This is a genomic window from Arthrobacter sp. NPDC058192, assembly GCF_042883665.1.
Classification (GTDB): Bacteria; Actinomycetota; Actinomycetes; order Actinomycetales; family Micrococcaceae; genus Arthrobacter.
The window spans coordinates 76,448-95,050 of sequence record NZ_JBHVVJ010000006.1; the positions used below are offsets into that span (position 1 = coordinate 76,448).

The window sequence follows — 18,603 nt, forward strand, 5'->3', positions numbered from 1 at the left end:
GAAGAATTAGACTGCTCGCTTCCTAAGCCGGCGCCGCTCACGCTCGGAGAGGCCTCCCCAGATCCCGAAGCGCTCGTCGTTGGACAAGGCATATTCAAGGCACTGGGAACGCACGTTGCAGGCGCCGCAGACTTTTTTGGCGTCGCGGGTGGAGCCGCCCTTTTCCGGGAAGAAGGCTTCAGGATCGGTCTGGGCGCACAGGGCATCGGTCTGCCAGCCGAGCTCCCCCTCATCGTCGAAGTCCTGCCGGGACGGCAGTCCGATCCAGACCGGCTGCGCGATGGTGTCGGCGCCGCTTGACTGGAGCTCCATGGGCGGGTCGAGGGGATCGTTGTCATGATCCGGGCCGGCGAGGAGTTCATCGTGCGCTGCGAGGAAGGCCGTAGCCGCGTCCTGCAGGGAATCCTGGGTGTGCTCGTTGTAGCGGTCGGCCGCGTCCGGATCGGCCGGATCCACATACCAGTCACTGGGCACCCCGCGTGAGTGGTACTTCGCCGTGGCCTGGCCGGCAACTACGGCATCTTCATGAATACGCTCTGCTAGCCCCATGGCGTCCCCCTTCTGATTTGCAGCCACTGCGACTCCCCTCGGGCCCCGGTCAAGTGCCGGTTTTATGCAGTGGCTTTAGATATCTAATTACACGTGTGTAAGTATGCGGGAGTCAAGCCACGGCGGAGATAATAATCAACTTGAAACACAAAGTTGGGGCACGCCACGCCCGGAATTTTTGCGGCACGGGCCGCGAGAAACCGCGAAATAATCAGGGTACTGACTACTTCGAGGGGTCTTCGTTGAATACTAGGGAAATTTTTTGCGGCTTTGTCCGGAACCTGTTGGACATCGCCGTCGGCGGGCATGACGGACATCACATCGGAGGGGATGCGGTGTGCCGTGGCAAGATGTTGGCATGAGCATCCCGGCAATCGAACTGATGGCGGCCCTGCGGTCCGGCCAGTCCACCGCGCCCCGGCTGACGTGGTACGGCCCCGATTCCGAACGGGTTGAACTGTCCGGCCGCGTGCTGGATAACTGGGTCGCAAAGACGTCCAACCTGCTCCAGGACGAACTCGACGCGGAACCCGGGATGCGGCTGCGGCTGGATTTGCCGGCCCACTGGAAATCAGTGATTTTGGCCCTCGCGGCCTGGCAGCTTGGCATGGAAGTGGTCTTCGGGGACGCGGCCGCGGACCTGCTGGCCACCACCGACCCCGCCGCAGGTGCCGCAGCGGGGGGATTCGACGCGGTCCTCGCGGTGTCGCTGCCGGCGCTGGCCATGCGGTGGCCGGGCGAACTGCCCACCGGGGTCCTCGACTATGCCGCCGAAGTCCGCTCCCACGGCGACATCTTCATGCCCCACGTCGACCCGGAGGCGCAACGCCTCGCCCTCCGTAGCGCGGAGGGAGCAGCCCATGCGCACGCCGAACTCCTGGACGGTTTTGCCGAGCCTCATGACACCGGCCTGCGGCTGCTCGTCCCGGCTGCGGCCGGCCTGGAAGCCGTGCTCGCGCAGTCGCTGGGAGCCTGGAAGGCCGACGGGTCTGTAGTCCTCGTGCACCCCGACGTCGAGGTAACCGGCAAGCTGCGGGCCACCGAACGCATCAGCGGAAGCTGACCGTCAGGCTGGCGGCCCGGGCAACTCCGGATCCTTCACCGCGGCGCCGGCCATGCCGGCACTGGTCTTCTGGTCATGCTCAGCGTGCGGGTGCAGCTCGATGATCTCGTGGTCGTGGGAGAACTCCGGTTCGGCGTCGAGTTCCTGGTTGAACACCAGGAAGCGGTAGGCGAAGAACCTGACCACGGTGGCGACCAGAATGCCGACGACGCCGGCCAGAAAAAGCATGTTCTTGTCGCTAATACCCAGCCAATACTTCGCGATGGCCGTGAAGCCGGTGGAGATGCCGATACCGATCCCGTTGATGATGATGAACATCACGAATTCGCGCAGCACGTTGGCCTGCCGCCGGTGCCGGAACGTCCAAAAACGGTTCGCAACCCAGGAGAAAACCGTCGCCACACTGGCCCCGAAGAAGCGCGCCTTGGCCTCGCTGTCGGTCATGGGACCGTGCATCAGGTAATAGGTAAGCCCGTTGTCGATGACGAAAGCGATGCCGCCGACGGCGCCGAACTTGGCCACTTCGCGCCAGAACAGCGAGACAAGCCCGCTCATGCGCTCGGTAAGTGTAGTAATCATGACCCTCCGCGGCCTTTTGGAAAACTGTAGGCCATTGGGCCAAACTCCCATTTTAGCGCCGTTTCCTTAGGAGTCCTCCCCCGCCATCCGCCGCGGCCCCGCCCGGTCCACGGGCCTCCGGAGGCCCAATTGCCGGGTTCCCGTGAGGTTTTCGGTAGGCTGGGACATGTGACTTTTCCAGTAATCGGTGTTGTTGGCGGCGGCCAACTTGCCCGCATGATGGCCCCCGCCGCCACCGCCCTGGGCTTCGAGCTCCGTGTTCTTGCCGAAGGCGAGGACGTCTCCGCAGTCTCTGCCGTGGCGAACGCCCCGGTCGGCGACTACAAGGACCTTAACCACCTGCTCGAGTTCTCCCGCGGCGTGGATGTCCTGACGTTTGACCACGAACACGTGCCCACGGCGCACCTGAGGTCCCTGATCGAAGCCGGTGTCAACGTCCACCCCGGCCCGGACGCCCTGGTCAACGCGCAGGACAAGCTGGTGATGCGCGCTGCGATCGACCGGCTCGAGCTGCCCAACCCGCGCTGGGCCGCCGTCGCCGATGTTGCGGACCTTGTCGCCTTTGGCGAGGAGATCGGCTGGCCGGTGGTCTTGAAGATGCCACGCGGCGGGTATGACGGCAAGGGCGTGCGGATTGTGGCCTCGGCCGATGACGCCGCGGAGTCCGCTAGCTGGTTTGAGGCCATGTCCCCGCTACTGGCCGAGGCCAAGGTGGACTTCAGCCGCGAACTCTCGGCTATGGTCGCCCGGACCCCGGACGGCGAATCACGGGCCTGGCCGGTGGTGCACACCATCCAGGTGGACGGCGTGTGCGACGAAGTGATCGCGCCCGCCCTGGAGATTTCCCTCGATGTGGCTGCGGCCGCGGAAAACGCCGCCCTCCGGATCGCCAACGAACTCGGCGTGACAGGTGTCATGGCCGTCGAGCTCTTCGAGACCCCGGGCGTGGGCGCCGGCTTCCTGATCAACGAGCTCGCCATGCGCCCGCACAACACCGGGCACTGGACCCAGGACGGCTCGGTGACAAGCCAGTTCGAACAGCACCTCCGGGCCATCCTCAACCTGCCGCTCGGCGCCACGGACCTGCTGGGCCCCGTCGTCGTCATGAAGAACTTCCTCGGCGGAGACAACCAGGACCTCTTTTCCGCCTACCCGGTTGCCCTTGCGAGCGAACCGGCCGCAAAGGTGCACTGCTACGGCAAGGCCGTCCGGCCCGGCCGGAAGATCGGCCACGTCAACCTCGTAGGGACCTCCGCCGCCGACGTCGCTTCCGTCCGGCAGCGGGCCACCACCGTGGCCGACATCATCAGGAACGGCCGCGCCCAGCCCGGCACAACGACGGCAACCTCAGAGGAGACCGCATGAGCACCCCCTCCCCCACCCCGGCAAACCCGGCCGCCGGCGGATCGGAAGCCCCCCTCGTGGGACTGGTCATGGGCTCGGACTCGGACTGGCCGGTCATGGAGGCCGCGGCCGAAGCCCTGGCCGAGTTCGGCATCCCGTTCGAGGCCGACGTCGTCTCCGCCCACCGCATGCCGACGGAAATGATCCGCTACGGCCAGAGCGCCCACGAGCGCGGCCTTCGCCTCATCATCGCCGGCGCCGGCGGCGCGGCGCACCTTCCCGGCATGCTCGCCTCGGTCACGCCGCTGCCCGTCATCGGTGTCCCCGTGCCCTTGAAGACCCTTGACGGCATGGATTCGCTGCTGTCCATCGTGCAGATGCCCGCAGGCGTCCCGGTCGCCACCGTCTCGATCGGCGGTGCGCGCAATGCCGGTCTCCTGGCCGTGCGCATACTGGCCTCGGGCACCGACGAACTCGCGCTCCAACTCCGCGCCGACCTGGTGGACTTCGCCCAGGAACTCAACGACGCCGCGACCCGGAAGGGCGCGAGCCTGCGGCAAAAGGTCAGCGAAGTGTTCGCCGGCGGAAACATCGCGATGCGGGGCAGCCATTAAGGTAGCAGCCATTGAGGAAGCCATAAAGGATCCCGCATGAGTAACAGCTACGCCCCCACGCACCGCCCGGAACAGTCCCTGGCGGCGCCGGGCGACCCGGTCCGGCACCCGTCAGGCGCTCCGGCGCCCGTGCTGACCAAGCGGGCCTTCATGCTGGTACTCATGACGCTGCTGGTTCCCGGCAGCGCCCAGATCGTCGCGGGCAACCGCCGGCTGGGACGGGCGGCGCTGCGGGTCACCGGAACGGTGTGGGCGCTGGCCCTGCTGGCCTTGCTGCTCCTGGCAGCGTCCCGCTCCACGCTGATCAACATCCTCGCCGGCCCGATCCCCTCGCTCCTGCTGGTGCTGGGCCTCGCGCTGCTGGCGCTCGGCTGGGCCGGACTGTTCTTGAACACCCTGCGGCTGATCCGGCCCCGGACGCTGGCCCCCGGGATCCGTCCCGCGGTGGTGCTCGCGCTCGTGCTGGCCATGATCCTCAGCAGCGGTTCGCTGGGCTACGCCGCCTATCTGCTCAACGTCGGCCGCGGCGCCATCGGGAGCATCTTCGGTTCCGGCCCCACCCTTGAGCCCTCCGACGGGCGCTACAACTTCCTGATGATGGGCGGCGACGCCGGAGCGGACCGCACGGGCCGCCGCCCGGACAGCCTCTCCGTGATCAGCGTGGACGCCAAGACCGGCAGCACCGCGATCATCTCTGTGCCCCGCAACCTCCAAAACGCCCAGTTCAGCGCCGAATCTCCAATGCGCCAGGTGTATCCGGAGGGATACAACTGCGGTGATGAATGCCTGATCAACGCGATCAACACCGAGGTCACCAACGAGCACAAGGACCTCTACCCCGGGGTGGCCGACCCCGGCGCGCAGGCAACACTCGAAGCGGTGTCCGGAACGCTCGGCATCAAGGTCCAGGCGTATGTGCTGGTGGACATGGACGGTTTCTCCAAGCTCATCGATGCCATGGGCGGCATCCGGATCAAGGCCGGCGGCTGGGTCCCCATCAGCGGGCCGATGGTGGATGAAGCCCACGGCATCCACGGCATGCCGGACGGCTGGATCCCGGCGGGAAACCAGACCCTGGACGGCTTCCACGCCCTCTGGTACGGCCGGTCCCGGGAATTCGTGGACGACTACGCCCGCATCCAGCGACAGCAGTGCGTTCAGCAGGCCATGCTGAAACAGCTCGACCCGGCAACCCTGCTGGCAAAGTTCGAGGACATCGCCAAGGCCGGCACCAAAGTGGTCGAATCCAATATCTCCGCCGGCCAGCTCGGCAGCTTCGTCGACCTTGCCATGAAGGCCAAAGGCCAGAACGTCAACCGTCTCACCATCGGTCCCCCTGACTTCAACGCCGCCTTCTCCACCTCCCCCGACTTCGACGTCATCCATGCCAAGGTCGCCGCGCTGTTGGCCAAGCCGTCCGCGGCCGCGGCCGATGACACCCTCCGCCAGCCCGGGACCGCCGCCGGACCGGTCTCCGCGGCAGGCCCGGTCTCCGCGGCAGGAGCGCCTGCCGCCGAGACTTCCCCGCCGTCGCCGTCGGACTTCACTCCGGTGACCACCACGCCGGAGGGCGTGCCGATCACCGAAGAGATGCTCAACCAGTTCAAGCGCAACGGCGACGAGCAATCCATCCGGGACCTCGTCGCCACCAACGGCCAGTGCGCACCCCTCTAGGCCCGGGTGGCTACGCTTCATTGACCAGACGGACTGTATTGACCAGACCTCGCTTTATTGACCAGACAGGGACCGGCAATGTACGAACTTGAAAACGTCCTCCGGCCCTATGCCTGGGGCTCGCCCACGGCCATCGCCGACCTGCTGGGCCGGCCGGCCTCCGGCGGCCCGGAAGCGGAGCTGTGGATCGGTGCCCACCCGGACTCCCCGTCCGTCGCCCTGACGCGGGCGTCCGCCGCGGCCGGGCGGCACTCGCCCGAAGCGCACGACGGCGGACGGCTGGCACTGGACGCACTGATCGCCGAGAATCCGGAGCACTGTCTGGGCGCCCCGAGCGTGGCCGAATTCGGTCCGCGGCTGCCGTTCCTGCTCAAGGTCCTCGCGGCGGAGACACCCTTGTCCCTCCAGGTCCACCCCACGGCTGCCCAGGCTCAGGAAGGTTTCGCCCGCGAGGAAGCCGCCGGCGTCGGCCGCACCGCCCAGGACCGCAACTACAAGGACGCCTTCCACAAGCCGGAAATGATTCTGGCGCTGACCCCCTTCGAGGCCCTCTGCGGCTTCCGGCCCGCCGCCGAGTCCCGTGCGGTGTTCGTGCATCTGGCGGCGTGCTTCGACCTTGCCGGGCTGGAGCTTCCGCCGCTGGTTCCGCAGCTGCTCAAGGACCTGGCGCAGCCCGACGAACCGGAGGCCCTCCGCGCCGCCTTTGAGCGCCTCATCGGCGGCGGCCCGGAGGTCTCCGACGCGACGGCCGTGATTGTCACCGCCCTGGCCTCGGGGGCCCCCATGGCCGGGTTCGAGGCCGAGCTCTCCACCGTGGCCGCGCTCAACGGCCACTACCCGGGAGATCCGGGCGTGCTGATCTCGCTGCTGCTGAACCGGATCTCCCTTGCACCCGGTCAGGCCGTGTATCTGCCGGCAGGTAACGTCCATGCCTACCTGCACGGCCTCGGCATCGAGGTCATGGCGTCCTCGGACAACGTGCTCCGCGGCGGGCTCACCCCGAAATTCGTGGACGTGCCCGAGCTGCTCAACACGGTCGCCTTCGAGGCAGTCGCCGTGCCGATGCTGGCGGCCGAAACCACCATGCTGGACCAGGAGCTCTTCCGGCCGCCGTTCCGGGAATTCCAGCTCCAGCGGATCGAACTGGCGCCGGGGGCGGAGCCCGTGCCGCTGGCCCAGTCCGGTGCCGCCGTCATCCTCGTCACCGGCGGCGCGGTCCGCCTCGACTCCCCGAAGGGTGAGCTGCGGTTGGAACGGGGCGCCAGCGCCTTCCTGCCCGCCGCGGAGGCCCCCGTCAACGTCCACCCCGTCTCCGGCGCCACGGGCCCGGCCCTGGCATTTGCCGTCACCACCTCATTGGAAGCCTGACACCATGGATTATTTCCTGCAGAGCCCATCGTGGGCACAGTTCCAGCGTGCGCAGGGGCGCACGGTCCACGAACAGTCCGGACCCGGGTGGAGTTTCCTCGCGGTCGAGGAATCCAATCCCGCCGGCAAACTGCTGTACTCCCCTTACGGACCGGTGGCCGACTCGCTGGACGCCTTCGACGCCGCGCTGGCGGCCCTGACGGATCTCGCCCGGAACAGCGGCGCCGTGTTTGTCCGGATTGAGCCGGTCACGGCAGGGTTCGCGGCGGCCGAGGCCGGCGCCGTCCTGCGCAGCCGCGGCCTGCAGCCGGCGCCGGCCAGCCAGCAGCCGGAGCTCAGCTGGATTGTGGACCTGGACCGGGATTTCAAGGACGTCCTGGCGGACATGAAGCCGGTGAACCGGAACCTTTACCGCAACATCAACAAGAAGGGCGTGACCTTCCGCTCCAGCCAGGACCCGGCGGAGATCACCATCCTCCTGGAGTTCCTGCACATGACGGCGGCCCGCAACGGCTTCAAACCGCAAAGCGACGAATACCTGAGCCAGGTGGCCCGCGTGTTGATGCCGGCCGGTGCCGCGACGCTGTTCATCGCCGAGCTCGAAGGGCACCCCATCGCCGCTGCCCTGGCCTACGATTCGGCCGACACGAGAACCTACGCCCATGCCGCCCTGGACGACACGCACCGCAAGCTCAGTGCGGGCATTCCCCTGCTGGTCACCCTGATCGCGGACGCCCAGGCGAAGGGCCTCAAGCACGTGGATCTCTGGGGCGTGGCGCCCGCGGACCAGCCCGACCACAAATGGGCAGGCTTTACGGCCTTCAAGAAGTCGTTCGGCGGCAGCGAGATCGCCTACCCCGGAACCTGGGACCTGCCGGTCCGGAAGGTCCGCTACGGCAGCTACCAGCTGGCCCGCAAGGGCGCCCAGCTCGCGAAGAGGCTCCGCACCGGGTCCCGGGCCCTCGTCAACCGCTGACGGACGTGCCGGGCTTAAGACGCCGAAACCCGGGACGCGAGGGCGTCCCGGGTTTCTGCGTGCGGTGATTACCGTGCAGGGTACCTGCAGCAGTTGTCAGTTCTTGCGGGCGTAGCCCTCCCACTTGCTGGCCTGGTGCTCGCCGTCGACAAAGCGGATGGTGCCGGACTTGGAACGCATCACGATGGACTGGGTAAGGACCTTGTCCTTGGAGTAGCGGACGCCCTTGAGGAGATCGCCGTCCGTGATGCCGGTGGCAGCGAAGTAGCAGTTGTCGCTGGAGACGAGGTCGTTCGTGGACAAGACGCGGTCGAGGTCGTGCCCGGCGTCAATCGCCTTCTGCTTCTCGTCGTCGCTGGTCGGCCACAGCCGGCCCTGGATCACGCCGCCCAGGGACTTGATGGCGCAGGCCGCAACGATGCCTTCGGGGGTTCCGCCGATGCCCATCAGGGCGTCGACGCCGGTCCCGCTGCGCGTGGCCGCGATGGCCCCGGCGACGTCGCCGTCCATGATGAACTTCGTGCGTGCACCGGCCTCGCGGATTTCCTCGACGAGCGGGCGGTGCCGGTCGCGGTCCAGGATCATGACGTTAAGCTGGTTGACCTTGACGCCCTTGGCCTTGGCGATCAGGTGCAGGTTCTGCTTGACCGGCAGGCGCAGGTCAACCATGTCGGCCGCTTCCGGGCCGGTGACGAGCTTTTCCATGTAAAACACGGCGGACGGATCGAACATGGACCCACGTTCGGCCACGGCCAGCACTGCGAGGGCGTTGTTGATGCCGAGGGCCGTCAGGCGGGTTCCGTCGATGGGGTCGACGGCGACGTCGACCTCGGGGCCGGTGCCGTCGCCGACACGTTCCCCGTTGAAGAGCATGGGGGCTTCATCCTTCTCGCCCTCGCCGATGACCACCACGCCGTTGAAGTGCACGGTCTGCAGGAAAGACCGCATGGCGTCGACGGCGGCGCCGTCGGCCTTGTTCTTGTCGCCGAATCCGACCCAGTGGCCGCCGGCGATGGCCGCGGCCTCGGTGACGCGGACAAGTTCCAGTGCGAGGTTGCGGTCAGGCTCGTCAATCCCGACGGCGAGCGAGGGGGAAAGCGTGGAGTACTTCTGGGGCAGGGGCGCTGGTGTCACGTGAACCTCTTCTTCGAGTGGCGGTCGTTGAACCCGTACGGCCTGGATCGATCCGTCGCGGTGATTCGTCTGATACTGATCATAGTCGTGGCGAGGTGCGCAGGTCATGGGATGACCGGTGCGTGACGCACTGCACGTTCGGGCGCGCGCTGCAGCGCGAATGTGAGATCGGCCCGGACATGGGCGACTATAGAAGGGTGAGTGAATTGCAGGACACCTCCCCCGCCGCCCCCGGTTCCCCGGCTGGCAGCACCGTCGCGGCAGCCCCGTCTGGTTCCGGACAGCCGCCGGTAAAGCCCGTTATCGCCGCCGCGGCGGCCAAACGCGCCAACGCTTCCGTGATGGGCATGATCATCGCCCTGGTGGTGAGCATCGCCGCGTTCCTGCCGATCGTCCTCATGAACCCGGCACCTAAGACCGACGGGTACCGGCCAAACATCAACGTCACCGCCGTCGCGCAGAACGCCGCAGGTGTGGCGGGATTCACACCCGTGGCAGCCGATGCCGGCGACACATTTCGTGCCAATTACGCCCGGTGGGAGTCCGGCGCGGGCAGCGGCGTCCCTGCCTGGGAAGTCGGCTACCTGACCCCCAAGGAGTCCTTCATCGGGCTCGTGCAGACCCGCCAGGCCAACCCCACCTGGCTCCTGCAGCAGACCAAGAGCGCGCCGGTGACGGGCACGCGCAACGCCGGCGGCCGGGACTGGGAACTGCGCGACAGCGGCAAGGGCGAGAAATCCATGGTGCTGGCCGAACGCGGCACCACCGTCATCCTGTCCGGTTCCGCGACGCTGGACGAGTTCTCCGCCCTGGCGGCGGCGGTGGTGAAGTCGCTGGAAAGCAACCCTCCCGCCGGGGCAGCATCCGGCGCGCCCGCAGCAACGCCCGCCGCAACAGTTTCCCGTTCGGCCAGCCCTTCGCCGTAAAGTGGCCACGTGGCTACTAATCTGACTCCCGCTCTCGCTTGGCAACGTCTCCGTGAAGGCAACAAACGTTTTGTGGCCGGCACGGCCTCACATCCCAACCAGGACGCGTCGCGGCGCTCGTCGCTGGTTGAAAACCAGCACCCCTTCGCTGTCATTTTCGGCTGCGCCGATTCCAGGCTCGCCGCCGAAATCATCTTCGATCTCGGCCTCGGGGACGCCTTTGTGGTCCGAACCGCCGGCCAGGTGATTGACGACGCCGTGCTGGGCTCGCTGGAATACAGCGTCAGCGAACTGGACGTCCCCCTGATCGTCGTATTGGGCCACGACAGTTGCGGTGCCGTCACCGCCACGAAGGCGGCCGTCGAGACCGGCCAGATGCCGACCGGCTTCATCCGCAGCCTGGTGGAGCGGATCACCCCGTCCGTGCTCACGTCGCTGCGTAACAATCAGACTGACCTCAACGACATGGTGGTGGAAAACGTCAAGCAGACCTCGCAGCGGCTGGTGGACAGTTCCAGAGTGATTTCCGGCGCAGTCGACAGCGGCCGCACCGCCGTGCTCGGTCTTGCGTACCGCCTTGCTGACGGCCGGGCCGACCTCGTCTCCAGCATCGGCCGACTCTAGCCCCGTTCACCAGCCGCCGCAGCCGCGGCACCTGGTGCGGCTGCGGCAGTTCACGGTTTTCGATGGGGCCCCCACTCCCAATAAGCTAGCCCCATGACTTCCACAGATGAGTTGAACACCGAAGAGTTCCGCATTGAACACGACACGATGGGCGAAGTCCGGGTTCCCGTGAACGCCCTGTACCGCGCACAGACGCAGCGGGCAGTCGAGAACTTCCCCATCTCCGGCAAGACGCTGGAGCGCGCTCACATCGAGGCCCTGGCCCGGGTCAAGAAGGCCGCTGCCCAGGCCAACGCCGAACTGGGGGTGCTCGATGGCGAGCTCGCCCAGGCGATCGCTGACGCCGCCGACCAGGTGGCCGCCGGCAAGTACGACGGCGACTTCCCGATCGACGTCTTCCAGACCGGGTCCGGCACGTCCTCGAACATGAACACCAACGAGGTCATCGCCGAGCTCGCCTCGCGCGCCCTCAAGTCCGCCGGAAGCGACAAGGTTGTCCACCCGAACGACCACGTCAATGCCTCCCAGTCCTCCAACGACGTCTTCCCGACCTCGGTCCACGTCGCCGCCACGTCCGCGCTGATCAACGACCTGATCCCGGCCCTCGGCTACCTGGCAGAGTCCCTCGAGCGCAAGGCCGCCGAGTTCAAGGACGTCGTGAAATCCGGCCGCACCCACCTCATGGACGCCACCCCGGTCACCTTGGGCCAGGAGTTCGGCGGCTACGCCGCCCAGGTCCGCTACGGCATCGAGCGGATCAACGCCTCCCTCCCCCGCGTCGCTGAGGTCCCGCTCGGCGGAACCGCCGTGGGCACGGGCATCAACACCCCCGCCGGTTTCCCGGAACGCGTGATCGAGCTGCTGGCGGCCGACACCGGGCTGCCCCTGACCGAGGCCCGCGACCACTTCGAGGCCCAGGCCAACCGCGACGGCCTCATCGAGGCCTCGAGCCAGCTGCGCAACATCGCGATCTCCTTCATGAAGATCAACAACGACCTCCGCTGGATGGGTTCCGGGCCGAACACCGGACTCGGCGAAATCGCCATCCCGGACCTGCAGCCGGGCTCCTCGATCATGCCCGGCAAGGTCAACCCCGTCATCTGCGAAGCCTCCATCATGGTCTGCGCCCAGGTGATCGGCAACGACACCGCCATCGCCTGGTCCGGCACCAACGGCGCCTTCGAGCTGAACGTCGGCATCCCGGTCATGGCCGCCAACCTCCTCGAGTCCGTGCGCCTGCTGGCCAACACCAGCCGCATCATGGCCGACAAGATGATTGACGGCATCACCGCCAACGTGGAGCGCGCCCGGTTCCTTGCCGAGGCCTCGCCGTCGATCGTCACCCCGCTGAACAAGTTCATCGGGTACGAGAACGCGGCCAAGATCGCCAAGAAAGCCGTAGCCGAGGGCCTGACCATCCGCGAGACCGTCGTCTCCATGGGCTTCCTCGAGCGCGGTGAACTGACCGAAGAGCAGCTCGACACCGCCCTGGACGTCATGTCCATGACGCGCCCGCCGCACAAGGCCTAGTCCGAGGGCCGGTCAGCGGCCTCGTCACAGGGCCGGTCACGGTCCAGCCCGGCGACCGGTCACCCCGGGAGCCAACTCCGGCGGCCGGCACCTTTCCAGCGAAAGGCGCCGGCCGCCGTCGTGCGTCTACGGCCCGGTTTCCTCCCCGCCGGCGGCGGCACGCTCCTCGGGCGTATAGGCGGCTGCGGCCGACGCCTCGGCCAAGCTGGCACCCCCGATTCGCGCCTCGCGCAGGCGCCGGGTCTTGGCGGACTGGACGGAAAAGGCGGCGTCGACGTTCCCCGCGGCGTACGTCAGCGCGTCTTCGGCACGGATGCCCAGGCCGCCAGCGGTCAGGACCGCGTCCTGGTTGGCGCCCAGATAGGTGAACTGCCAGCCCCACTGGTCCTGCTGCCGGTGGACCAGGGTTTTGACGAGGTCCGCGGTGGCCTCCCGCGAGGAGTTCTCGTGCCCGTCCGTCAGCACGGCCACGAGGACCGTCCCGGGACGCTGGTCTTCCGGAAGGGCCGCGAGTTCAGCACCGGCTTCCCCGATCAGACGCACCATCGCATCATGCAGGGCCGTGCTGCCCCGTGGCTGCAAGTCCAGGGCAGGGACGTCCTGGATGTCCACCGAGGCGTACACACGCTCATACACGTCATCGAACTGGGCCAGCGACAGCCTGCACCGGCCTGCCACGGCCTGCTGCTCCCGGATGAACGCCGCGAACCCGCCCACGGTGTCGTCCGCGATGGCGCTCATGGAGCCGGAGCGGTCCAGGAGGACGTACACGTGCGTCAGTGCTGAATCAGTCATGCTTCCCCATTTCCGGCCCGGACGCGGCTCCTGCCGCGTCCGTGGCCACCCGTTGCCAGCGGAAGAGCTGGACAAGTGGAGGCTACGGCGAGGCTGCGACATTTTGCCGGGGGCCGGGCCTTGCAGCCCCTCCGCGGTATTTTGCACTCTTGTTTATTTAGTGCAAAAATACACTCTATGACTGAGAGTGCAATTCATGAGGGGGGTCTGCGCGAGCGCAAGCGGGCCGCGACGCGGGCGGCGGTGACCGCCGTCGCGCGCTCCCTGACCGCCGAACGCGGCCTCAACGGCTACACCGTGGAGGAAGTCTGCGAGCAGGCGGGCATTTCGCGCCGGACCTTCTTCAACTACTTCCCTACCAAGGAAGATGCGATCCTCGGCCACGTCGACGACGACTTTCCACAAGAGGTGGTCGACCGGTTTATGGCAGGCGGCGCCGGTTCACCCGCCGGTGAAATATCCCCTTCGCTCCTCGCCGACCTCGTGCGGCTCTCCCTCGACCTCGCCGAACGGATGAGCGGCTCCGGGGAGGAAACCCGCCAGCTGATCGCCGTGATCAAGAAGGAACCCCAGCTGATGCTCCGGATCATCGGCGCCTCCGAGGAACGCGAGGCGGAGTTCGCGCGGCTGCTCGCGGCCCGGGAAGGCGTCCCGGCGGACCATCCCGTGGTGCGCATGGCCGTGGTCCTGCTGGGAAACGTCGCCAGGAAAACCAGCGCCGGCTACTTCTCCGAAGGCAGCACCCGCACGTACAAGGACATGCTCCTGGAAAACATCGCCGCCGCCCGGACGCTCTTTTCACAGCCGTTTGACCTGCCACTTGACCCGTCCGGGTCGCATCAATCCGCATCCAAGAATTCCCAGCCCAACCCTTCCGAAGGAGCGCAATGAGCGCCGCCGTCTCCGCCAGGCCAGCAGCCGAACCCCTGCTGCTGACCCAGAAACGCATCTGGATCATCTTCTCCGCCCTTATCGCGGGCATGCTGCTCTCCAGCCTGGACCAGACCATCGTGTCCACGGCCATGCCCACCATCGTCGGCAAGCTCGGCGGCGTGGAGCACCAGGCCTGGATCACCACCGCCTACCTGCTGGCCACCACCATCGTCATGCCGATCTACGGAAAATTTGGCGACATCCTGGGGCGCCGGAACCTGTTCCTCGTGGCCATCGGGCTCTTCACGCTCGCGTCCGTCGGCTGCGCCTTCGCCACGGACTTCTGGGGTTTCGTGATCTTCCGCGCCGTCCAGGGCCTGGGCGGCGGCGGCCTGATGATCCTGTCCCAGGCCATCATCGCCGACATCGTCCCGGCCAAGGAACGCGGCAAGTACATGGGCCCGCTGGGCGCCATTTTCGGCCTCTCCGCCGTCGCCGGGCCGCTCCTGGGCGGCTTCTTCGTGGACCACCTGACCTGGGAATGGGCCTTCTACATCAACATCCCGATCGGGATCGCCGCGTTCACCACCGCCTGGTTCACCCTTACCCTGCCGAACAAGAAGGCGGAGAAGCGGATCGACATCCCCGGCGTACTGCTGCTCTCCGCCGCGACCACCTGCCTGATCTTCTTCACGGACTTCGGCGGCAAGAAGGACGAAGGCTGGGATTCGCCGCTGACGTGGGCCTTCGGCGCCGGACTCGTGCTGGCCGCGTCCGCCTTCGTGATGGTGGAGCGCCGGGCCGAGGACCCCATCATTCCCATGAGCCTGTTCAAGAACCGCATCTTCGTGAACTCCACGGCCATCGGCTTCACCCTCGGCCTGGGCATGTTCGCGGCAATCGCCTTCGTGCCGACCTTCCTGCAGATGTCCTCCGGCACTTCCGCCGCGGAATCCGGCCTGCTGATGCTGCCCATGATGGTGGGCCTGATGGGCATGGCCATTTTCTCCGGCATCCGGATCTCCAAGACCGGCAAGTACAAGATGTTTCCGGTCCTGGGGGCCATCCTGACCATCGCGGCGATGCTGTGGCTGACCACGCTGACGGCCGCCACCCCGATCTGGGTCATCTGCGTCCAGCTCTTTGTCTTCGGCGCCGGCCTGGGCTCGATCATGCAGGTGATCGTCCTGGTGGTGCAGAACTCCGTGCCGGCTGACCAGATCGGCACGGCCACCAGCACCAACAATTACTTCCGTGAGGTCGGCGCGTCCCTCGGCGTCGCAGTGTTCGGCTCCATCTTCACCACCCGGCTCTCCGAGTCCCTGACCACGGCCTTCACCGGGGCCGGGGCCTCGTCGGAGCAGGCGTCGCAGTCCACCCGGACGCTGGACCCGCAGGCCCTCAGCCAGCTCCCGGCCCAGCTCAAGGACGCGATCGTGAACGCCTACGCCGATTCGCTCGCCCCCGTCTTCTGGTACCTGCTGCCGTTCCTGGGCATCGCCCTGATCCTGGCCCTGACCCTCAAGCAGATTCCGCTCTCGGACACCGCCGGAATGGTGGCCCGCGGAGAGGCTGTGGGCGGCGAGGAAGCCGAGCGGCTCGAGGCGGAACGGGCCGCGGCCCGCAACACCGGAGACAGCGCGGAGCGCACACGCCCCGCCAACGACGACGGCGAGCTCACCCGCCTGCACGGCTGACCTTCCGGACGCCGTCCGCCGGCCCGGCCAGGGGCGCCGCAACATTGGGGGTTGCGGCGCCCCTGCTGCGTACCGGCAGGGTTGGCGCCGGCGGCCCGCCGGCGGTCAGTGCCGGTAGTGGACCCCGGCCGCCGGTTCACTGGCCCGGCGGATCATCTCCAGGTGCCCGGTCATGAGCTCCGGGAACTCCCCCGGCCGGAACCAGCCGACGTCGAGGGATTCGTCGTCGTTGACCCTGGCCTCGCCCGAGACGAAACGGCAGCGGAACACCAGGGTCAGAAAATGGCATACGTCCCCGTTCGGATAGTGTGTCGGGTCCCCGGCATCGACCGAAACCAGCCGCTCGGCGGAGGCCACCACACCGGTTTCTTCCAGGATTTCCCGCACCAGTCCGGGCGCGGGCTCCTCGCCCGGCTCCAGAATCCCGCTGATCAGCCCCCACTGCCCATTGTCGGCGCGCCGGCCGAGCAGGACCCGGCCGCCGTCGTCGAACACCACCCCCTGAACAGCGGGAAGCCACAGCGCCTCGCGCCCGATCTTTTCGCGCAGTTTCAGGATGAATTCCGGGGTGGCCATGCCACCAGCCTAGGCGGCCGGTATCAGCAGCATGGCGGCCGCCGTGCCTGCCAGCATGAACGGCCCGAAGGGAATGGCCGACTGCAGCGTGCCGCGCCGGGCGGCGAGCAGTCCGACACTCCACAGCCCGCCCAGGATGAAAGCGGCAATAGTTCCGGCCAAGACATGCCCCCAGCCAAGGAATCCCAGGTACATCCCCAGGACGCCGGCCAGCTTCACGTCACCAAAGCCCATCCCCGGCGGATACACCGTGTGCAGAAGGAAATAGAAGAGCCACAGGGCCGCGCCGCCGGCGAGCACCCGCAGCCCCGGCACGCCGAACAGCCCGGCATCCGCGGAGCCGCCGATCGCCTGGCCGCCCAGCAGGAGCAGCCCGGCGATTGCATAGGACGGGAAGACGATCCGGTCCGGCAGCAGGTGGTGGCGTACATCGATCACAGCGAGCCGGACCGCCATGACGGAAAAGTAGGCGCACGCGGCGAGCGCCAGCCAGAAGGCCACCGGGTTGGCGGCGCCCAGGTTGCCGAGTCGTTCGATCACCCTCGGATGCTACTGGATATTCCCCCGGCTCGGTGAGGCCCGCGCGTAAACTGTGGATATGGCCGCATGGGACAGCAGAAACCGCCGCGGACCGCTGGCGCCACGCGACCCGGCGGACCAGGCTGCTGCTTTCCGGGACTTGTGCCGGTCCTCGCCCTGGAAGTGGCAGTCGCTCAGGTTCGAGTACGTGGACCGGCCGCTCACAGACTTCGCGGGTCCCGCGCCGGCCGCTTCCTCCCCCGGTGATCTTGTCAGGGCGTGGCTGCGCAGGCCCGGCGCCTTGCGCCTGGAGACCGTCGACGGACTGGTTCTCGGCAGCACCACCGGCATCAATGATTCACGCGGCGGCTTCTACGTCAGTTCCACCCGGAAGACCTGGCTTCTGCCGCCGCACCTGGTCACCCCGGTGTACGACGACGACGGTCTGGTCCGCCGCCGCCCGGAGGCGGCTTACGGTGAGCCGTCCTTCGGGAACGGCCGCTTCGCCGCCGTCCTGGACCCCGTGGAGCTTGCGGGGAACGCGCCGGTCCCGCTGGAGTTCCCCAATTCCAACGCCGTGGAACTGGGCCCCATCACGGAGGTCGACCACGAGGGCCGCCCGGCCCTGGAAACCACGGTCAGCCCCAACGCCTCCTACCGCCCCGCCGACCCCGCGACCCCGCTCTGCCGCCCGGGACGCACCCTGCTGAGGATCGACGCCGGCACCGGCGTGTGCGTCGCCAGCCGCTGGCTGGACGCCCCGGCAGCCAACGATGTTCCTGCCGGCGATGCCCGGGGCGGCTACGGCCACTGGCTCAGGATCCTGGGCGTCGACGAATACATGCTCGATGACTTGTTCCTGGCCGAATCCATGAACCTCACGGACGTCCGGCGCCACATCAGCTGGGACGTCCCGGCGGAGTAGCCGGCGGGACCCGAAAGGGGCACACAGCAAGGTGACTGGCGTCCGCCGCCCGGCACCGTTAGGCTTCCCCGATGACTGAGCCCGCCGCATATTGGCCCCCGTTCGGCCTCACCCTGACCACGCCGCACCTCCAGCTGCGGCCCATCCGGGACGAGGACATTCCGGCCGCGGTCGAGGCCGCCCGGAGCGGCATCCACGAGCCGGGCCGGAACCCGTTCAGCAACCGGTGGACCGAAGCCCCGCCCCACGAGCTCGGCACCAGCATGGCCCAGTGGTATTGGCGCTGCCGGGCCGGCATGAACCCCAAGGACTGGACCCTCCCCCTGGGCATCTGGCGCGCGGACGACTTCATCGGCTGCCAGGACGTCGTCGCGCAGGACTTCGCCACTCTGAAGACCGTCACTACCGGCTCCTGGCTCCGCCAAAGCGCCCAGGGCCGCGGCCTCGGGAAGGAGATGCGGGCCGCCGTCGCCATGTACGCTTTCGACTACCTCCGCGCAGAAGTGGCGGAATCCGAGGCCGCAGCCTGGAACCAGCAGTCCCTGGGCGTTTCGCGTTCCCTCGGCTACGAGCTCAACGGCGTCACCCGCGCCTCCTGGGGCGGCAAAGCCCACGACGTCCAAAAAGTACGACTCAGCCCCGCCACCTTCAAACGGCCGGCGTGGCAGCTGAAAGTGGAAGGCCACGACGCCACGGCCAACTTCCTGGGCGTCCCCGTTTAGTGCCCCCGCCGTCGTTGCGTTGCGGTGCCCCGGCTAGTGAGCCGCTCACCTAAGCCGGGCTGCGGTGTCCCGCTAAGGAGCGCATCGCCGACCAAAGCGCAGCGAAGGTCGCCCA

At 67.6% G+C, this 18,603-nt stretch carries 19 protein-coding genes; 13 read left to right on the forward strand and 6 right to left on the reverse strand.

Translation table 11 applies throughout. The annotated features are described in order from the left end of the window. Window positions 1-6 precede the first annotated feature (6 nt). On the reverse strand, window positions 7-549 hold the full coding sequence (locus tag ACFVVK_RS08020) for a WhiB family transcriptional regulator (RefSeq protein WP_390265741.1): 543 nt from the start codon (window positions 547-549) through the stop codon (window positions 7-9). Between the two features lie 358 nt (window positions 550-907). Here ACFVVK_RS08020 and ACFVVK_RS08025 point away from each other — a divergent pair, with 358 nt between their 5' ends. Next, entirely contained in the window at window positions 908-1,612 is a 705-nt protein-coding gene (locus ACFVVK_RS08025; protein WP_390265743.1) for a TIGR03089 family protein, read from the forward strand. Window positions 1,613-1,615: 3 nt separating this feature from the next. Here ACFVVK_RS08025 and ACFVVK_RS08030 read toward each other — a convergent pair whose 3' ends face one another. After that, window positions 1,616-2,191, reverse strand: coding sequence for a GtrA family protein (locus tag ACFVVK_RS08030; protein WP_390265745.1), 576 nt, complete (start codon window positions 2,189-2,191; stop codon window positions 1,616-1,618). Between the two features lie 216 nt (window positions 2,192-2,407). Here ACFVVK_RS08030 and ACFVVK_RS08035 point away from each other — a divergent pair, with 216 nt between their 5' ends. From ACFVVK_RS08035 to ACFVVK_RS08055, 5 genes are all read left to right on the forward strand, one after another. Then, window positions 2,408-3,556, forward strand: coding sequence for a 5-(carboxyamino)imidazole ribonucleotide synthase (locus tag ACFVVK_RS08035; protein ID WP_390265985.1), 1,149 nt, complete (start codon window positions 2,408-2,410; stop codon window positions 3,554-3,556). Beyond that, a complete protein-coding gene (purE, locus tag ACFVVK_RS08040; RefSeq protein WP_390265747.1) occupies window positions 3,553-4,149 on the forward strand; it encodes a 5-(carboxyamino)imidazole ribonucleotide mutase in 597 nt (198 codons plus the stop codon). The genes ACFVVK_RS08035 and purE overlap by 4 nt, the downstream gene beginning before the upstream one ends. Window positions 4,150-4,185: 36 nt before the next feature. Further along, entirely contained in the window at window positions 4,186-5,823 is a 1,638-nt protein-coding gene (locus ACFVVK_RS08045; RefSeq protein ID WP_390265749.1) for an LCP family protein, read from the forward strand. 78 nt (window positions 5,824-5,901) lie between these two features. Then, on the forward strand, window positions 5,902-7,191 hold the full coding sequence (manA, locus tag ACFVVK_RS08050; RefSeq protein ID WP_390265751.1) for a mannose-6-phosphate isomerase, class I: 1,290 nt from the start codon (window positions 5,902-5,904) through the stop codon (window positions 7,189-7,191). Window positions 7,192-7,195: 4 nt separating this feature from the next. Beyond that, window positions 7,196-8,167 carry a lipid II:glycine glycyltransferase FemX gene (locus tag ACFVVK_RS08055; protein WP_390265753.1) on the forward strand — a complete coding sequence of 324 codons (972 nt, stop codon included), beginning with the start codon at window positions 7,196-7,198 and terminating at the stop codon, window positions 8,165-8,167. A 96-nt stretch (window positions 8,168-8,263) separates the two neighbouring features. Here the strand turns inward: ACFVVK_RS08055 and glpX are convergent, their stop codons facing one another. Further along, entirely contained in the window at window positions 8,264-9,301 is a 1,038-nt protein-coding gene (glpX, locus tag ACFVVK_RS08060) for a class II fructose-bisphosphatase (protein ID WP_390265756.1), read from the reverse strand. A gap of 179 nt (window positions 9,302-9,480) precedes the next feature. Here glpX and ACFVVK_RS08065 point away from each other — a divergent pair, with 179 nt between their 5' ends. From ACFVVK_RS08065 to ACFVVK_RS08075, 3 genes are all read left to right on the forward strand, one after another. Further along, complete coding sequence (locus tag ACFVVK_RS08065; protein WP_390265987.1) at window positions 9,481-10,227, forward strand: DUF4245 domain-containing protein; 747 nt, start codon at window positions 9,481-9,483, stop codon at window positions 10,225-10,227. A 9-nt stretch (window positions 10,228-10,236) separates the two neighbouring features. Then, window positions 10,237-10,851 (forward strand): carbonic anhydrase, encoded by a 615-nt coding sequence (locus ACFVVK_RS08070; RefSeq protein WP_390265758.1) that lies wholly within the window; start codon window positions 10,237-10,239, stop codon window positions 10,849-10,851. 93 nt (window positions 10,852-10,944) lie between these two features. Next, complete coding sequence (locus ACFVVK_RS08075) at window positions 10,945-12,381, forward strand: class II fumarate hydratase (RefSeq protein WP_390265760.1); 1,437 nt, start codon at window positions 10,945-10,947, stop codon at window positions 12,379-12,381. A 126-nt stretch (window positions 12,382-12,507) separates the two neighbouring features. On the opposite strand, the gene ACFVVK_RS08080 is transcribed toward ACFVVK_RS08075, so the two are convergent. After that, window positions 12,508-13,176 carry a VWA domain-containing protein gene (locus ACFVVK_RS08080; RefSeq protein WP_390265762.1) on the reverse strand — a complete coding sequence of 223 codons (669 nt, stop codon included), beginning with the start codon at window positions 13,174-13,176 and terminating at the stop codon, window positions 12,508-12,510. Between the two features lie 177 nt (window positions 13,177-13,353). On the opposite strand from ACFVVK_RS08080, the gene ACFVVK_RS08085 reads away from it, so the two are divergent. Beyond that, window positions 13,354-14,067 carry a TetR/AcrR family transcriptional regulator gene (locus ACFVVK_RS08085; RefSeq protein ID WP_390265764.1) on the forward strand — a complete coding sequence of 238 codons (714 nt, stop codon included), beginning with the start codon at window positions 13,354-13,356 and terminating at the stop codon, window positions 14,065-14,067. Then, window positions 14,064-15,746 (forward strand): MDR family MFS transporter, encoded by a 1,683-nt coding sequence (locus tag ACFVVK_RS08090; RefSeq protein ID WP_390265766.1) that lies wholly within the window; start codon window positions 14,064-14,066, stop codon window positions 15,744-15,746. The genes ACFVVK_RS08085 and ACFVVK_RS08090 overlap by 4 nt, the downstream gene beginning before the upstream one ends. Window positions 15,747-15,851: 105 nt before the next feature. Here ACFVVK_RS08090 and ACFVVK_RS08095 read toward each other — a convergent pair whose 3' ends face one another. Both ACFVVK_RS08095 and ACFVVK_RS08100 read right to left on the reverse strand, forming a co-directional pair. After that, complete coding sequence (locus tag ACFVVK_RS08095; protein ID WP_390265768.1) at window positions 15,852-16,322, reverse strand: NUDIX domain-containing protein; 471 nt, start codon at window positions 16,320-16,322, stop codon at window positions 15,852-15,854. Between the two features lie 9 nt (window positions 16,323-16,331). After that, window positions 16,332-16,862 carry a prepilin peptidase gene (locus tag ACFVVK_RS08100; protein WP_390265770.1) on the reverse strand — a complete coding sequence of 177 codons (531 nt, stop codon included), beginning with the start codon at window positions 16,860-16,862 and terminating at the stop codon, window positions 16,332-16,334. Between the two features lie 58 nt (window positions 16,863-16,920). On the opposite strand from ACFVVK_RS08100, the gene ACFVVK_RS08105 reads away from it, so the two are divergent. After that, entirely contained in the window at window positions 16,921-17,766 is an 846-nt protein-coding gene (locus ACFVVK_RS08105) for a hypothetical protein (RefSeq protein ID WP_390265772.1), read from the forward strand. Between the two features lie 71 nt (window positions 17,767-17,837). Next, window positions 17,838-18,488 carry a GNAT family N-acetyltransferase gene (locus ACFVVK_RS08110; protein WP_390265774.1) on the forward strand — a complete coding sequence of 217 codons (651 nt, stop codon included), beginning with the start codon at window positions 17,838-17,840 and terminating at the stop codon, window positions 18,486-18,488. The last annotated feature ends 115 nt before the right edge of the window (window positions 18,489-18,603 follow it).

Excerpts from the sequence above, each read along its gene's own strand:
- ACFVVK_RS08110 (WP_390265774.1), top strand. The coding sequence starts at position 17,838 with ATGACTGAGCCCGCCGCATATTGGCCCCCGTTCGGCCTCACCCTGACC.
- ACFVVK_RS08030 (WP_390265745.1), bottom strand. The coding sequence starts at position 2,191 with ATGATTACTACACTTACCGAGCGCATGAGCGGGCTTGTCTCGCTGTTC.
- ACFVVK_RS08090 (WP_390265766.1), top strand. The coding sequence starts at position 14,064 with ATGAGCGCCGCCGTCTCCGCCAGGCCAGCAGCCGAACCCCTGCTGCTG.
- ACFVVK_RS08075 (WP_390265760.1), top strand. The coding sequence starts at position 10,945 with ATGACTTCCACAGATGAGTTGAACACCGAAGAGTTCCGCATTGAACAC.
- ACFVVK_RS08065 (WP_390265987.1), top strand. The coding sequence starts at position 9,481 with ATGGGCGACTATAGAAGGGTGAGTGAATTGCAGGACACCTCCCCCGCC.
- ACFVVK_RS08105 (WP_390265772.1), top strand. The coding sequence starts at position 16,921 with ATGGCCGCATGGGACAGCAGAAACCGCCGCGGACCGCTGGCGCCACGC.
- ACFVVK_RS08045 (WP_390265749.1), top strand. The coding sequence starts at position 4,186 with ATGAGTAACAGCTACGCCCCCACGCACCGCCCGGAACAGTCCCTGGCG.
- manA (WP_390265751.1), top strand. The coding sequence starts at position 5,902 with ATGTACGAACTTGAAAACGTCCTCCGGCCCTATGCCTGGGGCTCGCCC.
- ACFVVK_RS08035 (WP_390265985.1), top strand. The coding sequence starts at position 2,408 with ATGATGGCCCCCGCCGCCACCGCCCTGGGCTTCGAGCTCCGTGTTCTT.
- ACFVVK_RS08095 (WP_390265768.1), bottom strand. The coding sequence starts at position 16,322 with ATGGCCACCCCGGAATTCATCCTGAAACTGCGCGAAAAGATCGGGCGC.
- ACFVVK_RS08080 (WP_390265762.1), bottom strand. The coding sequence starts at position 13,176 with ATGACTGATTCAGCACTGACGCACGTGTACGTCCTCCTGGACCGCTCC.
- ACFVVK_RS08055 (WP_390265753.1), top strand. The coding sequence starts at position 7,196 with ATGGATTATTTCCTGCAGAGCCCATCGTGGGCACAGTTCCAGCGTGCG.
- purE (WP_390265747.1), top strand. The coding sequence starts at position 3,553 with ATGAGCACCCCCTCCCCCACCCCGGCAAACCCGGCCGCCGGCGGATCG.
- ACFVVK_RS08020 (WP_390265741.1), bottom strand. The coding sequence starts at position 549 with ATGGGGCTAGCAGAGCGTATTCATGAAGATGCCGTAGTTGCCGGCCAG.
- ACFVVK_RS08025 (WP_390265743.1), top strand. The coding sequence starts at position 908 with ATGAGCATCCCGGCAATCGAACTGATGGCGGCCCTGCGGTCCGGCCAG.
- ACFVVK_RS08085 (WP_390265764.1), top strand. The coding sequence starts at position 13,354 with ATGACTGAGAGTGCAATTCATGAGGGGGGTCTGCGCGAGCGCAAGCGG.